At 68.0% G+C, this 23,224-nt stretch carries 22 protein-coding genes; 9 read left to right on the top strand and 13 right to left on the bottom strand.

Translation table 11 applies throughout. The annotated features are described in order from the left end of the window. Positions 1-11: 11 nt before the first annotated feature. The 4 genes from BCEP18194_RS29850 to BCEP18194_RS29835 form a co-directional block, all read right to left on the bottom strand. The gene (locus BCEP18194_RS29850; protein ID WP_011355019.1) at positions 12-530 is read right to left on the bottom strand and encodes a flavin reductase family protein; all 519 of its coding nucleotides are present in this window, start codon (positions 528-530) and stop codon (positions 12-14) included. After that, positions 527-2,287 (bottom strand): FAD-dependent oxidoreductase, encoded by a 1,761-nt coding sequence (locus tag BCEP18194_RS29845; protein ID WP_011355018.1) that lies wholly within the window; start codon positions 2,285-2,287, stop codon positions 527-529. Before BCEP18194_RS29845 ends, BCEP18194_RS29850 begins: the two co-directional genes overlap by 4 nt. A 10-nt stretch (positions 2,288-2,297) precedes the next feature. Next, positions 2,298-3,491 carry an acyl-CoA dehydrogenase family protein gene (locus BCEP18194_RS29840; protein ID WP_011355017.1) on the bottom strand — a complete coding sequence of 398 codons (1,194 nt, stop codon included), beginning with the start codon at positions 3,489-3,491 and terminating at the stop codon, positions 2,298-2,300. A 168-nt stretch (positions 3,492-3,659) separates the two neighbouring features. After that, a complete protein-coding gene (locus BCEP18194_RS29835; protein ID WP_011355016.1) occupies positions 3,660-4,799 on the bottom strand; it encodes an LLM class flavin-dependent oxidoreductase in 1,140 nt (379 codons plus the stop codon). A gap of 258 nt (positions 4,800-5,057) precedes the next feature. On the opposite strand from BCEP18194_RS29835, the gene BCEP18194_RS29830 reads away from it, so the two are divergent. Then, positions 5,058-5,408, top strand: a complete 351-nt coding sequence (locus BCEP18194_RS29830) for a VOC family protein (protein WP_011355015.1) — start codon at positions 5,058-5,060, stop codon at positions 5,406-5,408. Between the two features lie 76 nt (positions 5,409-5,484). Here BCEP18194_RS29830 and BCEP18194_RS29825 read toward each other — a convergent pair whose 3' ends face one another. Continuing rightward, positions 5,485-6,345, bottom strand: a complete 861-nt coding sequence (locus tag BCEP18194_RS29825) for a LysR family transcriptional regulator (protein WP_011355014.1) — start codon at positions 6,343-6,345, stop codon at positions 5,485-5,487. Between the two features lie 158 nt (positions 6,346-6,503). On the opposite strand from BCEP18194_RS29825, the gene BCEP18194_RS29820 reads away from it, so the two are divergent. Continuing rightward, the gene (locus BCEP18194_RS29820; RefSeq protein WP_011355013.1) at positions 6,504-7,892 is read left to right on the top strand and encodes a DHA2 family efflux MFS transporter permease subunit; all 1,389 of its coding nucleotides are present in this window, start codon (positions 6,504-6,506) and stop codon (positions 7,890-7,892) included. 9 nt (positions 7,893-7,901) lie between these two features. Here BCEP18194_RS29820 and BCEP18194_RS29815 read toward each other — a convergent pair whose 3' ends face one another. Next, positions 7,902-8,282, bottom strand: coding sequence for a DUF4377 domain-containing protein (locus BCEP18194_RS29815; protein WP_011355012.1), 381 nt, complete (start codon positions 8,280-8,282; stop codon positions 7,902-7,904). 240 nt (positions 8,283-8,522) lie between these two features. Between BCEP18194_RS29815 and BCEP18194_RS29810 the strand changes: the two genes are divergently transcribed. The 3 genes from BCEP18194_RS29810 to BCEP18194_RS29800 all read left to right on the top strand — a co-directional run bounded on the left by BCEP18194_RS29810 (position 8,523) and on the right by BCEP18194_RS29800 (position 11,853). Further along, positions 8,523-9,698 (top strand): helix-turn-helix transcriptional regulator, encoded by a 1,176-nt coding sequence (locus BCEP18194_RS29810; protein WP_011355011.1) that lies wholly within the window; start codon positions 8,523-8,525, stop codon positions 9,696-9,698. Between the two features lie 111 nt (positions 9,699-9,809). Beyond that, positions 9,810-10,565 carry an SDR family NAD(P)-dependent oxidoreductase gene (locus tag BCEP18194_RS29805; RefSeq protein WP_011355010.1) on the top strand — a complete coding sequence of 252 codons (756 nt, stop codon included), beginning with the start codon at positions 9,810-9,812 and terminating at the stop codon, positions 10,563-10,565. 94 nt (positions 10,566-10,659) lie between these two features. Then, on the top strand, positions 10,660-11,853 hold the full coding sequence (locus tag BCEP18194_RS29800) for a tyrosine-type recombinase/integrase (RefSeq protein ID WP_041493281.1): 1,194 nt from the start codon (positions 10,660-10,662) through the stop codon (positions 11,851-11,853). Positions 11,854-11,921: 68 nt separating this feature from the next. Here the strand turns inward: BCEP18194_RS29800 and BCEP18194_RS29795 are convergent, their stop codons facing one another. From BCEP18194_RS29795 to BCEP18194_RS29770, 6 genes are read right to left on the bottom strand one after another with little or no spacing between them, the layout of a single operon-like run. Continuing rightward, positions 11,922-12,713 (bottom strand): c-type cytochrome, encoded by a 792-nt coding sequence (locus BCEP18194_RS29795; RefSeq protein WP_011355008.1) that lies wholly within the window; start codon positions 12,711-12,713, stop codon positions 11,922-11,924. After that, complete coding sequence (locus BCEP18194_RS29790) at positions 12,710-14,335, bottom strand: b(o/a)3-type cytochrome-c oxidase subunit 1 (RefSeq protein ID WP_011355007.1); 1,626 nt, start codon at positions 14,333-14,335, stop codon at positions 12,710-12,712. Before BCEP18194_RS29790 ends, BCEP18194_RS29795 begins: the two co-directional genes overlap by 4 nt. Then, positions 14,325-14,894 carry a cytochrome c oxidase subunit II gene (locus BCEP18194_RS29785; RefSeq protein ID WP_041493563.1) on the bottom strand — a complete coding sequence of 190 codons (570 nt, stop codon included), beginning with the start codon at positions 14,892-14,894 and terminating at the stop codon, positions 14,325-14,327. The genes BCEP18194_RS29790 and BCEP18194_RS29785 overlap by 11 nt, the downstream gene beginning before the upstream one ends. A gap of 10 nt (positions 14,895-14,904) precedes the next feature. Beyond that, complete coding sequence (locus BCEP18194_RS29780) at positions 14,905-15,084, bottom strand: hypothetical protein (protein ID WP_011355005.1); 180 nt, start codon at positions 15,082-15,084, stop codon at positions 14,905-14,907. Positions 15,085-15,094: 10 nt separating this feature from the next. After that, the gene (locus BCEP18194_RS29775) at positions 15,095-16,336 is read right to left on the bottom strand and encodes a cytochrome c (protein WP_050781624.1); all 1,242 of its coding nucleotides are present in this window, start codon (positions 16,334-16,336) and stop codon (positions 15,095-15,097) included. A 37-nt stretch (positions 16,337-16,373) separates the two neighbouring features. After that, positions 16,374-16,985: a c-type cytochrome gene (locus BCEP18194_RS29770; RefSeq protein ID WP_011355003.1), complete on the bottom strand. Its 612-nt coding sequence runs from the start codon at positions 16,983-16,985 to the stop codon at positions 16,374-16,376. A 612-nt stretch (positions 16,986-17,597) separates the two neighbouring features. Here BCEP18194_RS29770 and BCEP18194_RS29765 point away from each other — a divergent pair. From BCEP18194_RS29765 to BCEP18194_RS29750, 4 genes are read left to right on the top strand one after another with little or no spacing between them, the layout of a single operon-like run. Then, positions 17,598-18,824: a CaiB/BaiF CoA transferase family protein gene (locus tag BCEP18194_RS29765; protein ID WP_011355002.1), complete on the top strand. Its 1,227-nt coding sequence runs from the start codon at positions 17,598-17,600 to the stop codon at positions 18,822-18,824. Positions 18,825-18,876: 52 nt separating this feature from the next. Further along, on the top strand, positions 18,877-19,626 hold the full coding sequence (locus BCEP18194_RS29760) for an acetoacetate decarboxylase (RefSeq protein ID WP_041493561.1): 750 nt from the start codon (positions 18,877-18,879) through the stop codon (positions 19,624-19,626). A 33-nt stretch (positions 19,627-19,659) separates the two neighbouring features. Further along, positions 19,660-20,862 (top strand): acyl-CoA dehydrogenase family protein, encoded by a 1,203-nt coding sequence (locus BCEP18194_RS29755; protein WP_011355000.1) that lies wholly within the window; start codon positions 19,660-19,662, stop codon positions 20,860-20,862. A 37-nt stretch (positions 20,863-20,899) separates the two neighbouring features. Next, a complete protein-coding gene (locus tag BCEP18194_RS29750; RefSeq protein WP_011354999.1) occupies positions 20,900-21,853 on the top strand; it encodes a 3-hydroxyacyl-CoA dehydrogenase NAD-binding domain-containing protein in 954 nt (317 codons plus the stop codon). Positions 21,854-21,871: 18 nt separating this feature from the next. On the opposite strand, the gene BCEP18194_RS29745 is transcribed toward BCEP18194_RS29750, so the two are convergent. Then, complete coding sequence (locus tag BCEP18194_RS29745) at positions 21,872-23,122, bottom strand: PucR family transcriptional regulator (protein ID WP_041493280.1); 1,251 nt, start codon at positions 23,120-23,122, stop codon at positions 21,872-21,874. Positions 23,123-23,224 lie beyond the last annotated feature (102 nt).

The following is a 23,224-nucleotide window of genomic DNA, read 5'->3' as shown; positions in this document are numbered from 1 at the left end:
GGCTCCTCACGTCACGCAGCCGCACGGGCCACCGGCGCACCGGGCGTCGTGTAGGCACCGTCGAGATAGACGAGCGGATCGACGTCGCCGCTCATCAGCACTTCGCGGATACGCCCGATGAACACCGTATGCGTGCCGTATTCGAAGCGGCCATCCTGTTCGCACACGAGGCTCGCCTGCGCGTCGCGCAGATACGGCACGCCGAGCGCCGACGTATGCCAGTCGCCCGTCGTGAAGCGCGCCTCGCCCTTCAGGCGGCCGCTGCAGTCGATCGCGATGCCTTCGTGGGCCGCCGACAACACGTTCACGCAGAAGCCGGCGCCCGCGTCGAGCGGCGGATACAGCGACGCGTTGCGGTTGATGCAGATCAGCAGCGAAGGCGGATCGGTCGACAGCGAATCGACCGCCGTCGCGGACATCGAGTAGCGCCGGCCGTCGTGCGCACTGCTGATGACCGTGACGGAGCGCGCGAGGCGGCGCATCGCGAGCAGCATGTCGGTGCGCAGCGGATGGGTGGTGAGATCGCTCATGATCGGACTCCGTCAAGTTCAGTCGTGGATGGCCGGGCGGGCTGCCCGCCGGCGTCGGCTGCGCGAGCAGCCAGGTGGTCGGCGGCGAGATACCCGAAGGTCATCGCCGGACCGAGCGTCGAGCCCGCGCCGGGGTAGCTCGCGCCCATCATCGATGCGCTGGTGTTGCCGATCGCATAGAGGCCGTCGATCGGCTCGCCGTCGGCGCGCAGCACGCGGGCGTGCACATCGGTGACGAGCCCGCCCTTCGTGCCGATGTCGCCCGCGTCGATCCGCACCGCGTAGAACGGTGCCTGGTCGATCGGCCCGAGGCACGGGTTCGGCTTGTTCTGCGGATCGCCGTAGTACGTGTCGAACAGGTTGTCGCCCTTGCCGAACGCTTCGTCGATCCCGGTGACTGCGTAGCGCGCCATGTCGCGCAGCGTGTCGTGCAGGCCGGCCGCATCGACGCCGATGCGCGCGGCCAGCGCGTCGATCGTGTCGGCCTTCACGATCACGTCGCGGAACGCGGCCGGAATCCGTGAATCGGGCATCATCGACGCCGGCATGATCGGCCCGCACGGATACTTGCGGCGAAACCGCGCGTCGAACACCATCCACGCCGGTACGCTCGCGCCGGTGCGCGCATGGTCGCGATACATCGCCGGCACGAATTCGGAATACGGCGCGGCTTCGTTGACGAAGCGCTTGCCGAGGCTGTTCACGATCACGCAGCCCGGCAGGTTGCGTTCGACGAACAGCGCGCGCTGCTTCTCCTCGCCCGCGACACCGACCGTCGGCGCGCCCCACACGTGCGCCATCAGCGCGAGCGCGCCGCCGAGCCGGTGGCCTTCGGCGATCGCGTCGCCGGTGTTGGCCGGCGGCGTTGCGCTCCACTGCGCCTGTGTCGGCTGCGGCAGGTAGCGCTCGCGCATCGGCTGGTTGCGCTCGAAGCCGCCCGCGCCGAGGATCACGCCGCGCCGCGCGGCGATCGTCACGGGCTGCCCGAAGCGCTGCGCGCGCACGCCCGTCACGCGGCCGTCCACGTCGAGCAGGTCGCGCATCGGCGTGTCGAGCCACACGGGCACGTTGCGGTCGAGCAGCGCACGGCGCAGCCCGCCGATCAGCGCATTGCCGAGCGTCAGGCGCCGGTCGCGCCGCGTGCGGCGGCGCATCCCGATATCGAGCCAGTAGCGGCCGAACTGCGCGATCGCGAGCTTCATGAAGCCGGGCCCGCGCGAGAACAGCGTATGCGCCTCCTTCGACGTCACGGCCACGCGCCCGCCGATCAACGTGCCGGGCGACGCCGGCCGCAGCCGGTCGAATTCGTCGCCGAGCAGCCCCCCGTCGAACGGCATCGGATCGAGCGCGCGGTAGCCCGGCATCGCGCCCGGCACCTTCTGGAAATAGTCCGCGTACTTCGGCAGCGACTGGTAACGCACCGGCGTCTGCGATTCCAGGTAGCGCAGCATCTCCGGCGCGCGGTCGAGATAGGTGTCGATCTTCTCGGGCGTCGATTCGCCGGCCACGCACGCTTCGATGTAGCCGCGCGCGGCCTCGCGCGAATCGGTCACGCCCAGCTCGGCGATATGGTGATTGCACGGCACCCAGATGCCGCCGCCCGAGACGGCCGACGTGCCGCCGTACAGCGCCGTCTTCTCGATCACGACGACGGACAGGCCGCGGTCGGCCGCACGGCACGCGGCGAGCAGCGCGCCCGCGCCCGAACCGACGACCACCACGTCGAACACGTATTGCTGTGCTTGCGGGTCGTTCATCGCGTCTCCGTCAGATGAAGAAGTCGGTGTTCTCGCGGCCGAGCATCACGGCGCCGAGGTTCTGGCCGAAGCGGTCCACGTTGTTCGCGTAGTGCGCGCGGGCCGCGTGCAGGTCGAGGAAGCGGCGCACCAGCGGATTGCGGTGATAGATGCCGTTGCCGCCCGCATAGCGCAGCAGCGCGTTCGCCGCCTGCGCGCAACGCTCGGCAACCTGCGCGGACTGGTAGCGGAAATGCACGCGGCGCTCGATCGACACGGCCGGGCCGCCGGTGACCGACGCCATCAGTTCCGCGAAATTGCGCTTGAGCAGCACCTGCATCTCGTCGATCGCGACGGCCGCGTTCGCGCATGCGTTCTGCGCGCCCGGATCGTCGGTCGTCTTCGCGCCGCTGTTGGCCGACACGCGCGTCGCCGCATAGCCGGTGAAATCGTCGAGCGCGCCCTGCAGCGCGCCGATGCACGACGTGCACACCGCGCGCACGAAGATCTGCGCGAACGGCAGCTTGAACAGCGGCGCGTCGTTGACGGCGAGGCCCGGGCTCGTGCCCATCATCCCGTCGATTGCCTTGTGCGTGCGATACGCGGGCACGAACACGTCGTCGACGACGATGTCGTGGCTGCCCGTCGCGCGCAGCCCGAGCACGTCCCAGTCCTGCTGGATCCGGTAATCGGATTTCGGCAGCAGGAAGGTGCGGTATTCGGGCGGCTGGCCGGCAACGGTTGCCGGCACCAGCGCACCGAGGAACACCCATTCGCACAGTTCGCTGCCGCTCGAGAACTTCCAGTGGCCCGACAGGCGGAAGCCGCCGTCGACCGGCGTCACGCGGCCGACCGGCATGTAGGTCGATGCGATCAGCGTCGCCGGGTCGTTGCCCCACACGTCCTGCTGCGCGCGCTCGTCGAACAGCGCGAGCTGCCAGTTGTGCACGCCGACGACGCCGTACACCCACGCGGTCGACATGCAGCCGCGCGCGAGCGCCATCTGGATGTCGAAGAAAGCCTGCGGATCGAGCTCGTAGCCGCCGTAGCGCTTCGGCTGCAGCACCTTGAAGAAGCCGGCGGCCTGCATGTCGGCGATCGTCTCGGCCGGGATGCGGCCCTGCGCTTCCGCCTGCGCGGCGCGGCCGGCCAGCGTCGGCGCCAGTGCCTCGGCCCGGGCGATCAGCGTGGCGGCCAGTGCGTTCGAATCGTTGTCGCGATGCACGAATGTCTCCTGTGAAGCGGGTGATGCGCCGCGGCGCGTGCCCCGCTCTCGTTCAAAGTTGTTCGGCGCGGCCTGGCCGCGGGCGATGCTCGCCACCACCGATGGTCGGCTTCGCACGACCGCGCCGCATCGTCCGACCGGACGGGACGACGGGCGCGGCCCGGTGCATCACGCGCAGGCGCGCTCCTTCTCCTTGTTGAAGAACGGGATCACGTGCTCGCCGATGTTGCGGATCGTCTCCATCTGCGCCTCGTGCGGCACCGTGCCCATCTGGCACAGGAACAGCACCTCGTCGACGCCGGCTTCCTGCAGGCGGCCGACATAGCCGATGCAGTCGTCCACCGTGCCGTACGCGTGGTTCGGGTTCATCATCGCGAGCGCCGGGTCGGCGAAGTTCACGACGACTTCCTCCGAGGCGAAGCGCGAGCGGATCACCATCTCGCCGGTGTCGGCCTGCACGAGGTCGTCGCCCCACTTCGCCGGGTCCGGACGCTCGCCGCCCGTGTACCAGTACGCGAGCGATTCCATGAAGTAGCGCTGGCCGCGGATGCCGATCTTGCGGGCGGCCTGGCCGTCGGCCATCACGACCGTCGGGCACAGGGCGGCAAGGTGCTGGGTCGGGCGGAAGCCGACCTGGTCTTCCGGCTTGCGGTTCGCCCACGCTTCGCGGTACACCGCGTTCTTCTTCGCGACTTCATCGGGGCCGCCGAAACCGAGCACCAGCGCGCCCATCCCGCGCTGGCCGGCGCGCAGCAGCGCATCGGTGTTGGTACACGCGAGGTACATCGGCGGATGCGGATCCTGGAACGGCTTCGGGTGGATCGGACGCTTCGGAATCTTGATGTACTTGCCGTCGTGCTCGATCTCGTCCTGCACGAACATCTTCGGCACGAGGTACATCGATTCGTCGATCATCGGCTGCAGTTCGTTGAGGTCGTAGCCGAACGCGCCGGCTTCCTGCTGGCTGCCGCCCTTGCCGACGCCGAAGTGCACGCGGCCGCCGGACAGGATGTCGAGCAGCGCGACGCGCTCCGCGACCTTGATCGGATGGTTCATCGCCGGCGGCAGGCACACGACGCCGTGCCCGAGGCCGATGCGCGTCGTGCGGCCGGCCAGGTAGGCGAGGAAGGTTTCCGGCGCGCTCATGTGCGCATAGTTGGTCAGCGACGTGTGCTCCACGCACCAGATCGTGTCGAAGCCGACCTGCTCGGCGAGCAGCGCCTGTTCGACCGTCTCCTTGAACACCCGGTGGTCGCCCTCGCGCGATGCGTCGGTGGTCTGGGCTTCGTAGATGAGGGAAAACTTCATTGCGTGCGTCTCCATGGTTGTTGGACGAGTCGGGTCGTGCAGCCCGCCCGCACGATACGGACGAAGCGCGACGGTCCACGAATGGAAGTGTCGGCGCGCCGGCTGGCGCGGGCATCATCTGTTCGGAGTAGCCGCGCGCCCGCGGGGACAGAGGGGTTTCACCGTCATCCGATCGGACTGCGTGGCGGCGGGAGCGGCGCGCTAGCATCGAACGGCGGGCGCGTTGCGCGCACCGACCAACGACAAGGGAGAGAGGGAATGAAGGTATCGATGCTGCTGTATCCGGTCGACGACATCGACACGGCGTTGCCGCTGTTCGTCGACGGGCTGGGCCTGAACGTGAAGTTCCGCGACGGCGACCGCTATTGCGCGCTCGACGGCGGCCCGCTGACGATCGCGCTGGTCGCGGGCGACGAGCAGATCGTCGAGCGCGCGGCGCTCACGCTGCGCGTGGACGAGGACGACGACCTGTATGCGGCGATGGCGCGGGTCGTGAAGGCCGGCGCGTCGGTGCGCGTGCCCGTGCAGGCCGGGCCGCACGAATACCGCGCGGTGCTGGAGGACAAGAACGGCGCGCTGCTGGTGATTTCGCAGAAACGGGCCGCATGACGGCCCGCGGTGCGGGCGCGGGCGTGGGCGCCGGATGCGGGCGCCGGATGCGGGTGCCGTGCGCGTAACGGATCCGTTACGCGTCCGCGCCCGGCGTGCTCAGGTCGCTCGCTTCCAGCAATTCGAGCAGCGTGCGCGCCGGCTGGCTGAGCCGCTTCGCGGCCAGCGCGATGAATTCGATGTCGGGCAGCACGGGCAGCGCGTCGCCGTTGACCAGCGGCGCAAGCCCGCGCGTCGACAGATAATGCGACGTCGCGGTCAGGCCGAGCCCCGCGCGTGCGGCCGCGATGCAGCCCGGCTGGCTGCTGCTCGAACACACGACTTCCCAGCCGATCCCCTTCTCCGCGAGCGCGTTCAGGACGATCGCCCGCGTCACGCTCGGCTCGGCCACCAGCACGAGCGGCAGCGGCCGCTCCGGATCGACGACGGTGCCGGGCCGCGCGACCCATTCGAGCCGCGTGCGTAGCAGCGGCGTGCCGCGCCGCTCGCCGAGCCGCCGCTTGCCGATCATCAGGTCGAGCGCGCCCGCATCCAGCCCTTCATAGAGCCGGCTCGTCATGCCGGTGGTGATCTCCAGTGCGACGTCCGGGTGCGCGGCGCGAAACCCGGCCAGCACATCCGGCAACGCGACGAGCGCGAGGTCGTCCGGTGCGCCGAGCCGCACCAGCCCTTGCAGCCTCGGCTTGCGGAACTGCGATTCCGCACGGTTGAGCGCCTGCAGGATCACGTTCGCATGCACGAGCAGCGCCTCGCCGTCGGCCGTCATCGCGATCGAATGCGTGTCGCGCACGAACAGCCGCCGGCCGACGCTCTCTTCGAGACGACGGATGTGTTCGCTGACGCTCGACTGGTTGAGCCCGAGCTGCCGGCCTGCTTCGGTGAAGCTGCGGCAGTTCGTGACGATCGCGAACGTGTTGAGCCAGACGGGATTGAGCATGGCGCATTGTCATCGGCATTGCCGATGACAGTCAACGTCTTCAGGCGGCTTCCCGATGACCATCGGAATCGGTACCATCGTGCGCTTGAAGACCGGCAGGCGCCGCGCAACCGCGCCGAGACGCCACCCGCGCCGGCCTTTGCACCACCGATTTCGCCATGTCCCGGGAACCCACACACTCCGCGCTGCTCTGGATCGTCGCCGCTGCATTCTTCATGCAGTCGCTCGACACGACGATCGTCAACACCGCCCTGCCTTCGATCGCACAAAGCCTGCACGCGTCGCCGCTCGCGATGCAGCCGGTCGTGGTCGTCTACACGCTGACGATGGCGATGCTCACGCCGGCGTCGGGCTGGCTGGCCGACCGGTTCGGCACGCGCCGCGTGTTCTCGCTCGCGATTTTCGTGTTCGTGCTGGCATCGATCGGCTGCGCGGCGTCGCATACGCTCGGCCAGCTCGTCGCCGCGCGCGCGCTGCAGGGCATCGGCGGCTCGATGCTGCTGCCGATCGGGCGGCTCGCCGTGCTGCGCCGCGTGCCGGGCGAACAATACGTCGCGGCGATCGCGTTCGTGTCGATCGCCGGCCAGCTCGGGCCGATCGTCGGGCCGACGCTCGGCGGCTGGCTGACGCAGGCGATTTCGTGGCACTGGGTGTTCATCGTCAACGTGCCGGTCGGCGTGGTCGGCTTCCTGGCCGTGCAGCGCTACCTGCCGCACGACCAGGCGCAACAGCCGCCGCCGTTCGACTTCATTGGCTGTGCGCTGCTGTCGGTCGCGATGATCGCGCTGTCGCTCGCGATCGACCCGCCGATGCCCGCGCATCGCGCCGCGTGGGCGGCCGGGCTCGCCGTGGTCGGGCTGGCGAGCGCGCTTGCGTACCTGCCGCACGCGCGGCGACGCGCGCAGCCGCTGTTCCGGCTCGGGCTGTTCCGTGAGCCGAACTTCGGTTCGGGGCTGCTCGGCAACCTGCTGTGCCGGATCGGCACGAGCTCGGTGCCGTTCATGCTGCCACTGCTGATGCAGGTGCAGCTCGGCTATACGCCGCTGCAGTCGGGGCTGATGATGCTGCCGGCCGCGATCGCGGGCGTCATCGCGAAACGCTGGATCGCGCCGCTCGTGAAGCGGTTCGGCTATGCCGCGTTCCTGGTCGTGAATACGGGGATCGTCGGGTGCGCGATCGCGGGGTTCGCGCTGGTGTCGGCGCGGCCCGCGCCGCTACTGGAAGGTGCGCTGCTGATCGTGTTCGGCGCGGCGAACTCGATGCAGTTCGCGGCGATGAACGGCGTGACGCTGAAGGGGCTGTCGCATGCCGACGCCGGCAGCGGCAACAGCCTGTTCACGATGATGCAGATGCTGGCGATGGGGCTCGGCGTGTCGATCGGCGGCGGCCTCGTCAACCTGTTTGCTGCCTATTGGGGTTCGATGGCCCACGGGTTCATGCTGTCGTTCACGTGCATGGGCGTGGTGACGCTGCTGTCGTCCGTCGTGTTCCGGCGAATCGATACGGCCGCGCCGCCGGCCAGTGCGGCAGCGCGCCCGTCCGCGTGAGCGCGGCCGTCAGTTCGCCTGGCGGCGCTCGACGACGCGCTTGAGCACCCAGCGGATCGACGAACCGTCGGCCGGCGGCTGCGCAACGTGGTATTCGTCGATTTCGAGCGTGTACAGGTAGCCGGGCTGGTACGCGAAGCCTTCGATACCGGCGTACCACAGGCTCCACGGCTCGTTCGGGCTGTTGCGCACCTGCAGGCACTCCATCGGCGCGACGCCCGTGCAGCGCGCGGATTGCGGCGCGACATACACAGTCTTGGTCACCGGCTTGCTGTCGGCCGGGCGCACCGCGTTCGGCGACGTGGCGACGGCGTCGGTCTGGCATCCGGCGAGGAGCGTGCTGCCGGCAATGACGGCCGCGCCGAGCAGTGTTCTGGATTGGCGAATCATCTGATGTTCCTCAGGAAGCGTTGGAGGGCCGATTAGAGGCCCCCACGGCAGGAAAGTTCACAAATAGCTTACAGAAAGCGATCCGCCACGTTCATTTATGGGATGTCGCGTGCGAGCCGATACGTTACCGTGATCCGGTTCAGCCGCGCGCATCGCTGCCGGCGGCTCGCCCGTGCACACCGGGCGACGGGGCCGAATCACGCCCGGTCGACCCGGTGGCCGCAACAGGAGACAACCCGAATGACCACGGCGCCCGCGGCCCTGCCGCCGCACCTTGCCCAATCGAAACTGACGCTCGAGCAGTTCGACGCATTGCTCACGACGATCTACGAAGGCCCGCTCGAAGACGTGCCGTGGGGCGGCGCACTGGAGCAGATCCGCGTCCACCTGCACGCGAACTACGTGACGATGATCCTGCGCTGGCCCGCCAGCGGCCATGCGGGGCTGATGATCAATGCGTCCGGGCAGAATGCGCCGCTGTCGGGCGTCGCGTCGTACAACACCTACTACTACGCGCTCGATCCGTTCGTGAACCTGCCGAGCGATCGCGTCGTCACCGTCGACGAGCTGCTCGGCGTCGGCGTCTGGCGCAGCAGCGCGATGTATCGCGAGTTTCTCGAGCCGTTCGACGTCGGGTACCTGATGGGCGCCGACCTGCGCACGCCCGATGGCATCGAGTGCCGTTTCCGCGTGTGCCGCTCGCATCGCGACCGCGCGTTTTCGGCGACCGACAAGGCCGTCTGCAATGCGCTGCTGCCGCACCTGAAGCGCGCGGTGCGGCTGCACGCGAAGTTCGGGATGGTCGAATCCGAGCGCACGCTGTACGCGAGTACGATCGACCGCATGCTCGTCGCCACCGCGATCCTCGACGAGCGCGGCACGGTCATGAAGACCAATTGCGTCGCGGACGAGATCTTCGCCGAATGCGACGGCCTGCGCGTGCGCGGCGACGCGCTCGAAGCGTCGTATCCGCTGGAGGATCGCAAGCTGCAGAAGCTGATCCGGCAGGTGCTCGCGGAGCGCGCAAGCGGCGCGCCGTCGGTCGCGCAGGCCATTGCCGTGCCGCGCCCGTCCGGCAAGCCGCCGCTCGGCGTGCTGATCCGCGCGGTGCCGCTCAGCGAATGGTCGGAGGACAATCCGCGCCGGCCGGCGTGCGCGATCTTCATCCGCGATGCCGAGCGCAAGTCGCAGGCGTCGCACGACATCGTGCGCAAGCTGTTCGACCTCACGCCGGCCGAAACCGCGCTGGCGCTCGCGCTCGTCAACGGGCAGACGCTCGAGGAAGCCGCCGACGAACTCGCGATCAGCAAGAACACCGCGCGCTCGCATTTGCGCGCGATTTTTTCGAAGACGGGCGTCACGCGGCAGGCGACGCTCGTCAGGACGTTGCTGAACAGCGTGCTGTCGCTGGGGTGATGCTTTCGTGACGACCGCCCCGCCATCGAATCCGCCTAGTCCGTTTCAACGTCGAAGCACCGGCGCATGCCGCCTAACCTGTCTCTCCACTCAGCGCCACAGGAGACAGACATGGAAAGCTTCGCTGGAAAAGTTGCCGTCGTGACCGGCGCGGCGACCGGCATCGGACGACAGGCCGCACTGTGCTTCGCCGAAGCCGGCGCGCAGGTCGCGCTGCTGGACACCGTCGTGTCCGCTGCCGAAGACGTCGCGCACGCGATCGAGCGCACCGGCGCCAGGGCGATCGTGCTGCGCACCGACGTCTCGCGCGCCGACGACGTGCGCGATGCGATCGACACGACAGTCGCCACGTTCGGGCGTCTCGACATCGCCTTCAACAACGCCGGCATCGCGCCGCGCGGCGCGCCCGTCGCCGAATTCGACGAGGACGAATGGGATCGCACGATCGCCGTGAACCTGAAAGGCGTGTGGCTGTGCATGAAACACGAATGCCGGCACATGCTGTCATTCGGCGGCGGGGCGATCGTCAACACGTCGTCGATCATGGGGATTGTCAGCGGGCCGGGGCTCTCCGCGTATTCGGCATCGAAGAGCGGCGTCATCGGCCTCACGAAATCGGTGGCGATCGACTATGCGAGCCGCGGCATCCGCGTGAATGCCGTGTGCCCCGGCGGCATTGCCCATACGGCGATCACCGACCGCCCGGAAAACCGCGACGACATGGCCCGACTGACGCAGGCCACGCCGATGGCGCGGCTCGGCGAGCCGCGCGACATCGCGGAAACGGTGATATGGCTGTGCTCGCCCGCCGCGCGCTTCGTCACCGGTCAGGCAATCGCCGTCGACGGCGGTTTTACCGTGTGGTGATCGTGTACCATCGGCGCTTCCCGATATGCTTGATCGCGCTGCGTTCGTCCGCCCGTTCACGTGCAAACGATCCGCACAGCGCCCTCCGCTTCGCATGACCTCACCCGTTCCGTCCGACACCGCGCTGCGCCCGCTGCCGATCGATGCGCTGACCGTGCCGGCCGCGCTCGACGGACGCACGGGCACCAACCGCTCGAACAGCGCGCATCCGCAGATTGCCGCGACCAACGACCTCGATGCGGTGCGCGCGTGGCTCGCCCGCTTTGTCGATACGCCGACCACATTCCAGAACTACCGCAAGGAAGCCGAACGCCTGCTGCTGTGGGCCGTGATCGCGTGCGGCAAGCCGCTGTCGTCGCTCACGCACGAAGATCTGGTCGTCTACCGGCAGTTCCTGCTCGAACCCGCGCCGGCCGAGCTGTGGTGCGCGAACGGCGGGCGCAAGCATCCGCGCGACGATCCGCGCTGGCGGCCGTTCTACGGGCCGCTGTCGGCGGCCAGCCAGCGGCAGGCATTGGTGATCCTGAACGTGATGTTCTCGTGGCTCGTGCAGGCCGGCTACCTCGCCGGCAATCCGCTCGCGTTGTCGCGCCAGCGGCAGCGCCGGCCCGCGCCGCGCGTCACGCGCCATCTCGGGCAACCGCTGTGGCAGTCGGTCAAGGATGCGATCGCCGCGATGCCGCGCGACGACGCGCGGGCGGGCTTCCATGCGGATCGCGCGCGCTGGCTGTTCACGCTGCTGTATCTCGGCGGGCTGCGCATCACCGAAGCGGCCGATACGACGATGGGCCAGTTCTTCTGCCGGCGCGACGCGGACGGGCGCGACCGCTGGTGGCTCGACGTGACGGGCAAAGGCGGCCGGCAGCGGCTCGTGCCGGCCACCGACGAGATGATGGCCGAGCTGTCGCGCTACCGGCGCGCGCATGGCCTGCCCGCCCTGCCGTCCGACGGCGAACCCACGCCGCTCGTGCTGCCGGTCGGCCAGGCGCGCAAGCCGCTCACGCGCGCGGCGCTGCACCGGATCGTGAAGCAGGTGTTCCAGTTCGCGGCCGACCGGCTGCGCGTGAACGGCGAAGCCGGCGAGCAGCAGGCGCGCGTGCTCGAACAGGCGTCCGCACACTGGCTGCGCCACAGTGCGGGCTCGCATATGGCCGACGGCCACGTCGACCTGCGGCTCGTGCGCGACAACCTCGGCCACGTGTCGCTGACGACCACGAGCCAGTACCTGCACGCGGACGACGACTGGCGGCATCGCGAGACGGAGGAGAAGCACCGGATCGGGTGGTAAAGGTTCGACGGGACAGGGGTGTCCTTGTCAGGATGCTCACTGCCCACCCGCCTCACGCGCCCGCTCGATCAGCGCGCCACACCCGCATACCACGCAGCGGCGGCCGCGATTTCATCTGGCGTCAGGTTGCGCGCAATATTGCGCATCTGCTCGGACGTATCGTTGTGCCGTGCGCCGCTCGCGAAATCGGCCAGTTGCGCCTTCGTATACGCGGCCGGCAGGCCGTCGAGCCACGGGCTGCCCGTCTGGTGATCGATGCCGCCGTGGCACGCCGCGCAGGCCGGGATGTTGCGCATCGGCGCGCCGTGCACGACGATGTCCGGCGCGACGCCGGTTCGCCGCGCAGCCGGCCGCGGCAACGACGCATAGTACGCGGCGAGATCCCGCATGTCCTGATCGCCGAGCCCCCGCACCATCGGCGACATCACCGCGTTCTGCCGCGCGTCGCCCGCGAAGTCGCGCAATTGCTTGTACACGGCGATCGCGTATTGCCCGGCGAGATTCGGCGAATTCGCGTTGCTCATTCCCTTTTCGCCGTGGCACATCGTGCAGCGAAGCGACAGCGTCGCGCCCCGGCCGATCGACAAACGCGTCGCATCCGACAGCAATTGCGGCGTCACTTCCACGTGACTGACCGGATAGGCCGGCATGACCGGTGCGTCTCCGCCGGCGAGCCATTGGCGCGGCACGCCGGCCGCGCTGCAGATCGCGTTCCACACGCCCTGGAACGGCGCATCGCGTTGCACCGAAGGCAGCCACACGAAGCCGACGAACGCCGACACCAGCGCAATGCCGAGCGTCCCGCCGACGCTCGCGCGGAACCAGGGATTGCGCAGCGAAAACAGGCGTTCGTCGCTCATGGGTGCGCTCCGATCATGATCGCCGGCACCGCCGTATCGTCGCGCACCATCAGCTGCACGATCGGATAGCCGTAGTTGACGACCGTGAGGCCGATCATCAGCGTGAGCCACAGTGCGAACCCGTTGAGCGCGACGGGCACCGAAGGCGTTTCGTGCACCGGCGTGCTGAAGCGGTACGCGTCGGGTTCGACTTGCGGCGCGGCATGCCCGCGAATCAGCACGACGAAGAACAGGATCGCCGAGGCGACGAGGATCAACCCGCCGATTGCCGACATCGCAACCCACACGGCCTGCGCCGCCAGCGCCGGATCGCCGTAGTCGTAGTAGGCCATCCGCCGCGGCATGCCGAGGATCCCGACCCAGTGCCACGGGAACGTGGTGACGATCATCCCGATGAACCACAGCCAGAGCTGCCAGCGCATCAGGCGCACATGCGTCAGCGCGCGCCCCGTGAGATGCGGCCACAGGTCGTACGCGATCGCGAAGTACATCGTGACGATCGCGCCCGCGAAGATCAGGTGGAAATGCCCGGTGATCCACTGCGTGTTGTGGATCGTCGTGTCGAGCTGGTAGCTCATGTTGATGAGGCCGCCCGCGCCGCCGAAGCCGAGCATCACGAACGAGAACGCCAGCGCGAGCATCTGCGGGTTGTCCCAAGGCAACGCGGCAAGCCAGCCGAAGGTACCCTTGCCGCCGCGCAGCCGCGCGGCAATCTCGACCGACGCACAAATCGTGAAAATCGTCAGCAGCGTGGGCACCGCGACCAGCGACGTGAACACCGATTGCAGGAACTTGAACCCGGCGCCGACCTGCGGATCGGTGAACAGGTGATGAATGCCGATCGGCATCGACACGACGAGGAACAGGATGAACGAGATGCGCGCCATCGCATCGCTGTACAGGCGGCCGCCGATCGCGCGCGGAATGATCGTGTAGTACGCGATGTAGGCCGGCATCAGCCAGAAGTAGACGATCGCGTGCAGCGTCCACGAGAAAAACACGCGCGCCAGCCCCGCATCGATGGTCGACCGGAAGCCGAGCGCGACCGGCAGGATCTGGAACAGCACCTCGAGCGCCGCGCCCACCGCGGTCCAGCCCCACAGGTACGCGCCGGCCACCGTCGCGAACATCGCGAGCGGCACCGTCTGGCCGCGATGATCGCGTTTCCACGCGGCAAGATTGATCGACATCAGCGCGACCCAGATCCACGAGCCGACGACGACAAGCACCACGCCGATGTAGTAGAACGCGTTGCCGATCATCGGCGGATAGAACGTGTACAGCACCGACGCGCGCCCCATCGCGACCGGCACGCTGGCCGATACCGCGCCGAGCGCCACCAGCGCCAGCCCGCCCCACGCCCAGCGCGGGCCGATCAGCGGCCGCTTCAGCGCGAGTTCGGTCACCGCGTAACCGAAGCCCATCGCGATCAGCGTCGGAAACACGTAGCCCATCACGGTGCCGTGCTCCGTCACCGACCGGTAGTACAGCTCGGGATTGCGCAGCCACGAATGCAGCGGGCTGCGTACGATCATCTGCCACGCGCCGAGCGGCAGCGCGATGCCGAACGAGATGAACGCGAGCCAGAAATGCGCGAGGACGAGGCGTCGGCTATTTAACACAGCTCAGTCTCCGGGTGCCGGCGGCCATCTTCCGGAAAGCCGCCTTGTCGATCACTTTCACGTGCGCCCACATGCCCTGATGGCCGGTGCCGCAGTATTCGTGGCATGGCATCAGGTGATCGGCGGGTTCGGGAAAACGCGTCCGAAACGTCGCGATATAGCCCGGTTCCACCATCGAATTGAGGTTGGTCCCGGTCACGAGAAAACCATGCACGACGTCGGCGCTCGTCGCGCGAAACGTGACCGGCGTGTCGGCCGGCACGAGCACGCATTGCGGCGTGAACGAATACTGTTGCGCGACGATCCGCACCGTCACCGAGCCGTCTGCTTCCAGCGCGCTGCCGAGATTGCTCTCGACGAACTCGCCCGCGACGTGCAGCGACTCCGGCCGGATCGTCTCGACGCGCGACGGCGGCATCATGCCCCAGTGCAGGCCCGTATAGATGACCATGCAGACCATCACCGTCACGATGCCCACGGCAACCGTGGCCCAGCGCCGTTCGATGCGGGCGGCGATATCGGCGGAGGCCGCCGGTTCGTCAATGGAGGGATTCTTCATGGTGATCGGGCTACTGGATGACGCCGCGCGGCAGGAAGACCAGGAAGTAGAACGCGAACCACAGCGCGACGACGATCGCCGTCGCGGTGCCGGCCAGCGCGATCGCGCCGCGCGGGCCGCGCCGGACGATCTCGTCGACGCGTTCGTGTTCCGGGTCGGAAGCACCGTCGTGCGGCGCGGGCGATGGCATCGTCGTGTCCTCAGAAGATCGGCGCCGAGCGCAGCGCGTTGACGTCCTTCGCGCTCACCGGCTTGCCGTGATTGCCCCACGTGGTACGGACGAACGTGACGACGGCCGCCACCTCCTCGTCCGACAGCAACTGCGCGAACGGCGGCATCCCGTACGGCATCGGATTGCGGCGCGTGCCGGGCGCATAGCCGCCGTTCAGCACCATGCGGATCGGGTTGACCGACGACGTCATCTGGATCGACTGGTTGCCGGCGAGCGGCGGGAAATGCGGTGGCTTGCCGCGCCCGTCCGCCGCGTGGCAGATCGCGCATTGCGCGTCGTAGATCTTGCCGCCGAGCGGTGCGAGGCGACGGGTTTCCTCGGCGACGGTGGCCGGCGGCGGCGCGGTATCGACTTCGCCGCCCGAGCGACCCGGCAACGATTTCAGATACACGGCGACCGCGCGCACGTCCTGGTCGTTCAGGTACTGGAAGCTGTCGTAGACGACCTCGGCCATCGGCCCGTAGACCGCGCCGCGATGCGACACACCGGCCTGCAGCAGATCGGCGATCTCGGTCAGGCTCCAGTCGCCGAGGCCCGCTTCGCGATTCGATGTGAGCGACGGCGCGTACCACTGCTGCAGCGGAATCAGCCCGCCCTGATACGCCTTCGAGCGCGAGTTGCCGCCCAGCGCGTTGATCTGCGTATGGCACATCGTGCAGTGGCCGAGCCCCTCGACGAGATACGCGCCGCGATTCCACTCCACGGACTGCGCGGGATCGGGCTGGTACTCGCCTTCGCGGAAGAACAGCGTGCGCCAGCCGAGCAGCAGTTGCCGCTGATTGAACGGGAAGCGCAGTTCGTGAGCACGGTTCGGCTGATGCACCGGCGGCACCGACAGCAGGTACGCATAGATCGCATCGGAATCGGCGCGCGTGACCTTCGTGTACGACCCGAACGGCATGGCCGGATAGATGAACTGGCCGTCGCGCGACCGGCCGTCGTGCATCGTCCGGTAGAACTCGTCGGCCGTCCAGGCACCGATGCCGGTTTCCTTGTCCGACGAGATGTTCGGCGAATAGATCGTGCCGAACGGCGTCTCCATCGGCCGGCCGCCGCCGAACAGCTTGCCGGCGGGAATCGTGTGGCACGCGATGCAGTCTCCCGCGCGCGCCAGATACTCGCCGCGCGCGATCAGTTGCGCGTGGTCGGCCGGCTTCGGCGCGTCGGCCGCCTGCACTGGCGCGATGCACGCGAGCAGGACGGCGAGCATCTCGAGGATTCGTGAGCGGATCACGGCGCGGCTCCGGCTAGTGGCCCATGCTGCCGCAGGCAAGCGGCAATTTCGCTGCGTCTTGCGTCGCGGGCAGCGGATTCTGCGGCGCCGGTTGTGCAGCGAGCCACGCCGCGACCGCCGTGATGTCGTCCCCGGACAGCTTCGATGCGATGTCGTGCATGCAATCGGGCGCCACCGCGCGGCGTGTGCCGTAACGCCATGCGCCCAGTTGCGCGCTGATGTAGTTCGCGTGCAGGCCCACCAGCCCGGGAATCGCCGGCGCCATGCCGGTCAGCTCACGGCCGTGGCAGCTCGCGCAGGCCGGCACGCCGCGCGCGGGATCGCCCGCGGTGACGAGCGAGCGCCCACGCTCGAGATCCTTCGGATCGGCGGCAGGCGCGGCAGGCGGCGGATACGGCGGATGCTGCGCGGCGAAGTGCTCGGCGATCTGGCGCAGGTACGGATCGGGCAAGTACGCAAGCAGGTAATTCATCGGCGGATACTTGCGGCCGCCATCGCGGAACGCGCGCAGCTGCAGGTACAGGTAGCCGGCCGGCTTGCCGGCGAGACGCGGGAAGTAATCATTGTCGGTGCCCTCGCCATGCGCGCCGTGGCAAGCGGCGCAGCCCATCACGCGCGCCTGCATCGTGTCGGGCGCGGCTTCCGTGGCCGGCTCCGCTGCGTGCGCCGACACGCACCATCCGACGCATGGCGCGATCAGCACGACGATGAGCAATGCGATGCGATACGTCACCGGCGTCCTCGTTTGACTTGTGTGGGGAACTACCACGTCGGATGGCGCGAATCGTTCGCGTGGCACACGCTGGCGATCGCGCTACGCATCGCCTCGATCGTGTCGCCGGGCGAAGTGCGTTTAACCTTAGGAGCTAATTGGAACCTTTTCAAGGAATCTATTCGCGTACCGCATGCGCAAATCGATCTAAGCTTGCTCAGGATCAAGGAACGCGCAAGTACGCACTTCATTCGACGCGTTCCCGCTGCTTCCAGCCGCATGCCGGCGCACTTCACATTAGATGCGTACGCAACCAATTGGCATCCCACCTGCCTCATCAGGCGTCTCCTTATTTCCTCATACAACTCGCATGCGCCGCCATGTGTGTTTCCACAATGCGCTTTGGTGATTTCTCCAGTTCGACACGCGCATCGCGTTGCTAGAGTTCAGCACGACCGCTCGCGCAGCCGGTCGGCAATTCCCCGCCAGATTCCCCGGGCACCCGAACGCGGCAACGGAGGCATCGTGAAGGCAGACAACATCTTCTCCGACCTGAAGGTCGTCGACCTCGCCAGCTACATCGCCGGGCCGGCCGCCACCACGATCCTGTCGGACTACGGCGCGGACGTGATCAAGGTCGAGCCGCCCGGCCAGGGCGATCCGTATCGGCAGTTCTATGCGACGCCGCCCAACCCCGTGTGCGAGCGCAACTATGCGTGGCAGCTCACCAACCGGAACAAGCGCAGCCTCGCGGTCGACCTCAAGCATCCGGCCGCGAAGGACGTGCTTGTGCGGCTCGTCGAATGGGCCGACGTGCTGGTCACGAACTTTCCGCCGAAGGTGAAGCACGCGCTCGGGCTGACCTATGAACAGGTCGGCCCGCTCAACCCGCGCCTGATCTATGCGGACATCACCGGTTACGGCGCATACGGGCCTGAAGCCGATCGGCCCGGCTTCGACATCACCGCGTACTGGGCGCGCACCGGCCTGATGGAAGTCACGCACGACGCAGGCAGCCCGCCGACGCTACCGATCCCCGGCATCGGCGATCACGCCACTGCGAGCACGCTGTATTCGGCGATCGTCACGGGCCTCTACCGGCGCGAGAAGACCGGGCGCGGCGGCCATGTCGGTACGTCGCTGATCGCGGAAGGCGCGTGGGCCGCGGCCGCATGGATCGAGGGCGGCCTGAACGGCGCACGCTTCTTCGGCCAGCACAACCGCAAGACGCCGCCGAACGCGCTGCTCAATCCGTATCGAACCGCCGACGATCGCTGGCTGCTGCTCGTCGCCGCTCAGGAGAAGGACTGGCCCGGCTTCGTCGCGGCGGTCGGCTTGCCGGATCTGCTGCGCGATCCGCGCTTTGCCGACGTCCACCTGCGCGCGAAGCATGCCGCCGCCCTCGTCGACATCCTCGACCCCGTCTTCGCGAGCCGGCCGCTCGCCGAATGGAAACGGGCACTCGACGCGCAGCGCGTGATCTACGGCGTCGTGCAGATCGCCGAGGAGATCGTCAACGACCCGCAGATGCACGAGAACGGCGTGTTCCTGCCGATCGACGATCCGGCGGTCGGCGCACGGCATACCGTCGCGAGCCCGCTGCAGGTCGCCGATACGCCGAAGGAGCCGCCGCGTCGCGCGCCGCGCCTCGGCGAGCACACGCGCTCGGTGCTCGCCACGCTGGGTTTCTCTGCGGCCGATATGGACGGCCTGCTGCAAAACGGTGCGGTCAGGCAGGAAGGCGCCGACTGAGCCGCATCCGTTTGCATCGCGGCACGTGATGCCGCCCATCGAGGAGAAGACGATGACCGAAGCCGAAGTGCTCGCATCCGCATTCGCGATGCCGCTGACCAGCCCCGCGTATCCGAAGCCGCCGTTCAGGTTCGTGGACCGCGAATTCATCATCATCACGTACCGCACCGACCCGGCCGCGCTCGAACGCGTGGTGCCCGCGCCGCTGAAGATCGTGGAGCCGGTCGTGAAATACGAGTTCATCCGGATGCCCGACTCGACCGGCCTCGGTTCGTATACCGAATCGGGCCAGGTGATTCCGGTGACGCTCGACGGCGCACCGGGCGGCTACACGCACGCGATGTACCTCGACAACCTCGCCGGCATCGCGGCCGGGCGAGAACTGCTCGGCTTCCCGAAAGTGCTCGCGTCGCCGAAGCTCGAGGTGCGCAACGACAGCCTCGTCGGCACGCTCGATTACAACGGTGTGCGCGTCGCGACCGCGACGATGACCTACAAGTATCACGCGCTCGATATCGACAAGGTCCGGCAGTCGCTCGAAACACCGGGGTTCCTGCTGAAGATCATTCCGCACGTGGACGGCGTCACGCCCCGCCTGTGCGAGCTCGTGCGCTTCCACTCGTTCGACGTGAACATCAAGGGCGCATGGACGGGCCCGGCCTCGCTCGAACTGCATCCGCACTGCCTCGCGCCCGTCGCGAAGCTGCCCGTGCTCGAAGTGCTGTCGGCCGTCCACATGGTCACCGACCTGTCGCTCGGCAACGGCGAGATCGTCCACGACTATCTGCGCTCGGCCGCCTGACGCCGCGCCCCTTCCGTTACCCGGAGCCCCGCCATGACCACCAGCGATCATGCTTCCCGCCCGCTACCCGAAGCGGACGGCGATTTCTACCAGCTCGCGCGCACGCTGCCCGACGACGAAAACGAGATCCGGCTGCGGGTCCGCGCGTTCATGGAGAAGGAAGTCCAGCCGATCATCAACGAATTCTGGATGCGCGACGAATTCCCGTTCGAGCTGCTGCCGAAATTCAAGGCGCTCGGCATCGCCGGGCTGCCGTTCCAGGGCTACGGCTGCCCCGGCAAGAGCACGACGCTGATGGGCTTCGTGATGATGGAACTCGCGCGCGTCGACGCGTCGATCTCGACGTTCTTCGGCGTGCACACCGGCCTCGCGATGGGTTCGATCGCGATCTGCGGCTCGGACGAACAGAAGCGCACGTGGCTGCCGCCGATGGCGGCGCTCGACAAGATCGGCTCGTTCGGGCTGACCGAGCCGCTGGTCGGCTCCGGCGCGTCGGGCGGCCTGCTGACGAGCGCACGGCGCGACGGCGACACGTGGATCCTGAACGGCCAGAAGAAATGGATCGGCAATGCGACGTGGGGCGACGTGACGGTCATCTGGGCGCGCGACGTCGCCGACAACCAGGTCAAAGGCTTCATCGTCGAGAACCGCACCCCCGGCTTTCACGTGGACAAGATCCAGCACAAGATGGCGCTGCGCGTCGTGCAGAACGGGCTGATCACGATGACCGACTGCCGGGTATCCGAAGCGAACCGGCTGCAGAACGCGAATTCTTTCAAGGACACCGCGCAGGTGCTGAAGATGACGCGCGCGGCCGTCGCATGGGAATCGGTCGGCTGTGCAACCGGCGCATACGAGCATGCGGTGCGTTACGCGCAGGAGCGCCAGCAGTTCGGCCGGCCGATCGCGAGCTTCCAGCTCGTGCAGGACCTGCTGTTCCGCATGCTGTGCAACATCACGTCGACGCAGGCGCTGTGCCACCGGCTCTCGCAGATGCAGGACGCCGGCATCATGCAGGACGAACACGCGTCGCTCGCCAAGGGGCTCTGCACGGTGCGCATGCGCGAGACGGTCGGCTGGGCGCGCGAGCTGCTCGGCGCGAACGGCATCCTGCTCGACCATCACGTCGGCCGCTTCGTCGCCGACGCCGAAGCGCTCTATTCGTATGAAGGTACCCGCGAAATGAACGCGCTGATCGTCGGTCGCGCGGTCACGGGCTTCAGCGCATTCGTTTGATTCCGCCGCCGTTCATCCTTCTGAAAGGAGCGTCTTCATGGCCACCCCGATCAAGCGTGTCGCCGTCATCGGCACCGGCGTCATCGGCGCGAGCTGGGCCGCGCTGTTTCTTGCGAAAGGGCTCGACGTCGCGGCGACCGACGTTGCGCCGGATGCCGAAGCGCGGCTTCGTCAATATCTCGACGCGGCCTGGCCCGCGCTGGAGGAACTGGGGCTCGCGCCGGCCGCATCTCGTGCACGCCTGACGTTCACGCACGATCTTGCCGAGGCCGTCGCCGGCGCGGGGCTCGTGCAGGAAAACGGCCCCGAGCGGATCGACTTCAAGCGCACGCTGTACGGCCAGCTCGATGCGCTGCTGCCGCCCGACGTGCCGATCGCGTCGAGTTCGTCGGGCCTCACGATGAGCGAGATCCAGACAGGCTGCCCGGCGCACCCGGAGCGCTGCGTGATCGGCCACCCGTTCAATCCGCCGCACCTGATTCCGCTCGTCGAGATCGTCTCCGGCGCGCAGACGTCGGAACAGACCGTCGAGAAAGTCACGGCGTTCTACACGTCGCTCGGCAAGCGCACGATCCGCCTGCACAAGGAAGTGCCCGGGCACGTTGCGAACCGGTTGCAGGCCGCGCTGTGGCGCGAAGTCGTGCATCTGGTGTCGACCGGTGTGGTCAGCGTCGCGGACGCGGATGCGGCCGTCTGCTGGGGCCCCGGCCTGCGCTGGGGGCTGATGGGCCCGACGCTGCTGTTCCATCTCGGCGGCGGCCAGGGCGGCATCGAGCACTTCTTCGAGCAGTTCACCGGGCCGATGACCGCGTGGTGGGCCGTGCTCGGCACGCCGCAGTTGTCGCCGGACGTGCAGCGCACGCTGATCGACGGTGCGCTGCAAGAAGCGGACGGCCGCTCGATCGGCGCGTTGGCCGACCTGCGCGATCGCCAGTTGCTCGGCTTGTTGAAGCTGCGCGACGAAAGCGATCGCGTCGCGCGCAACGATTGACCGGCCAGCCGGCGGCGATCAGTGCACCGCCGGTGCGGCTCGGCGCAGCTTGAGCGCGACGTCGAGCCGCGACACCCACGACACGTCGTCGAGGCTCGCGCCGAGCAGCGTTTCGATGCGCTCGATGCGGTAGCTGAGCGTGTTCGCGTGAATCGCGAGCGCGCCGGCCGTCTTGCCGAGACGCTGGCCCTGCTCGAAGTACGCTTTCAGCGTCGCCAGGAGTTCCGGTTCGGACGACAGCTGCTCCAGGAGCGAAACCAGATAGCGCCGCACGTTATCCGCGCGACGCGCGCCCTCCTCGATCACGATCGACGCATACGGGCACACCTTGTCGCGCCGGTCGTTCGCGGCACCCGCGTCGAGCGCCTTCACCGCCTCCTCGACCGACGCGGCCCAGCCGGCCGGCCCTTCGTTCATCAGGCCGATGCCGATCCGGCGAATCTGCGGCAGCGCGGCGACCAGTGCACGGGCGCGTTCGGTCGTCAGCCGGTCGCTTCGGCACAGCGAATCGCCGTGCACACACGGCGTCCACAGAATCAGGCGGCCGCGATGCCACGCGCGCACCAGGTTGTCGGGCGACGTGCCGAGATGCCGCGCCGCCGCGATCGCGATGCGCTCGCACGCTTCACCGCGCTCGCCCGGCGTATGGCCGTCGAGGTCAACGTCGATCGCCAGCGCGATGCGGGACACAGCAAAATCCAGCCCGAGCGCTTCGGCGGTCGAATGAAATCCCTCGATATCGCCCGGCGAGTGGAACACGATGCTGTACAGCTGGTGCAGCAGCGTCTCGCGCCAGCGCGCCTGCTGGTACTGCTCGGCCAGATAGGTCTGCACGATGGTCTGCGCGACGACGTCGAAGTAGTCGAACAGATACGGCGATACGCTGTACAGGAGCTCATCGGCTATCGCACGGTCGTCTTCGCCGAGACCGATATACGCGCGCCACACTTCGCGCATCCCGACACGCAACGCCTGCAGCGTCGATTGCAACGGCACGCGCTGGTACACGCGGCGGCGGCCGATGTCCTGGAACGCATCGACGTCCTGCGTGGACGGCGGTGCGCCGTCCAGCAGCGTACGAAACCAGATCGTCGCAGACATCTCGACCGATTCGAAAACATCGCGGGTCGCGGCCGGTGCCAGCGACTCATGGCCGTCGAGCATCGCAAGCGTTTCATACGCGCGTTCGACGACCGGAGAAAGATCCTCCGCCAGCGACGTCGTCCGTTCACGCAGACGGTCGCTGATGCGGGGTACGTTATTCAACACGACACTGTCCTCTCGACTCGCGCGCCACCTGCGTTGTTTCGGTGAGTGAAACGCGAGCATGGTTGATCCGACCGGAACGCACTGCGTGTCCGGTATCCGTCG

It is taken from the genome of Burkholderia lata (genome assembly GCF_000012945.1).
GTDB lineage: Bacteria > Pseudomonadota > Gammaproteobacteria > Burkholderiales > Burkholderiaceae > Burkholderia > Burkholderia lata.
Note: the sequence above shows the minus strand (reverse complement) of the source record. Positions and strands in the feature narration are given on the sequence as shown.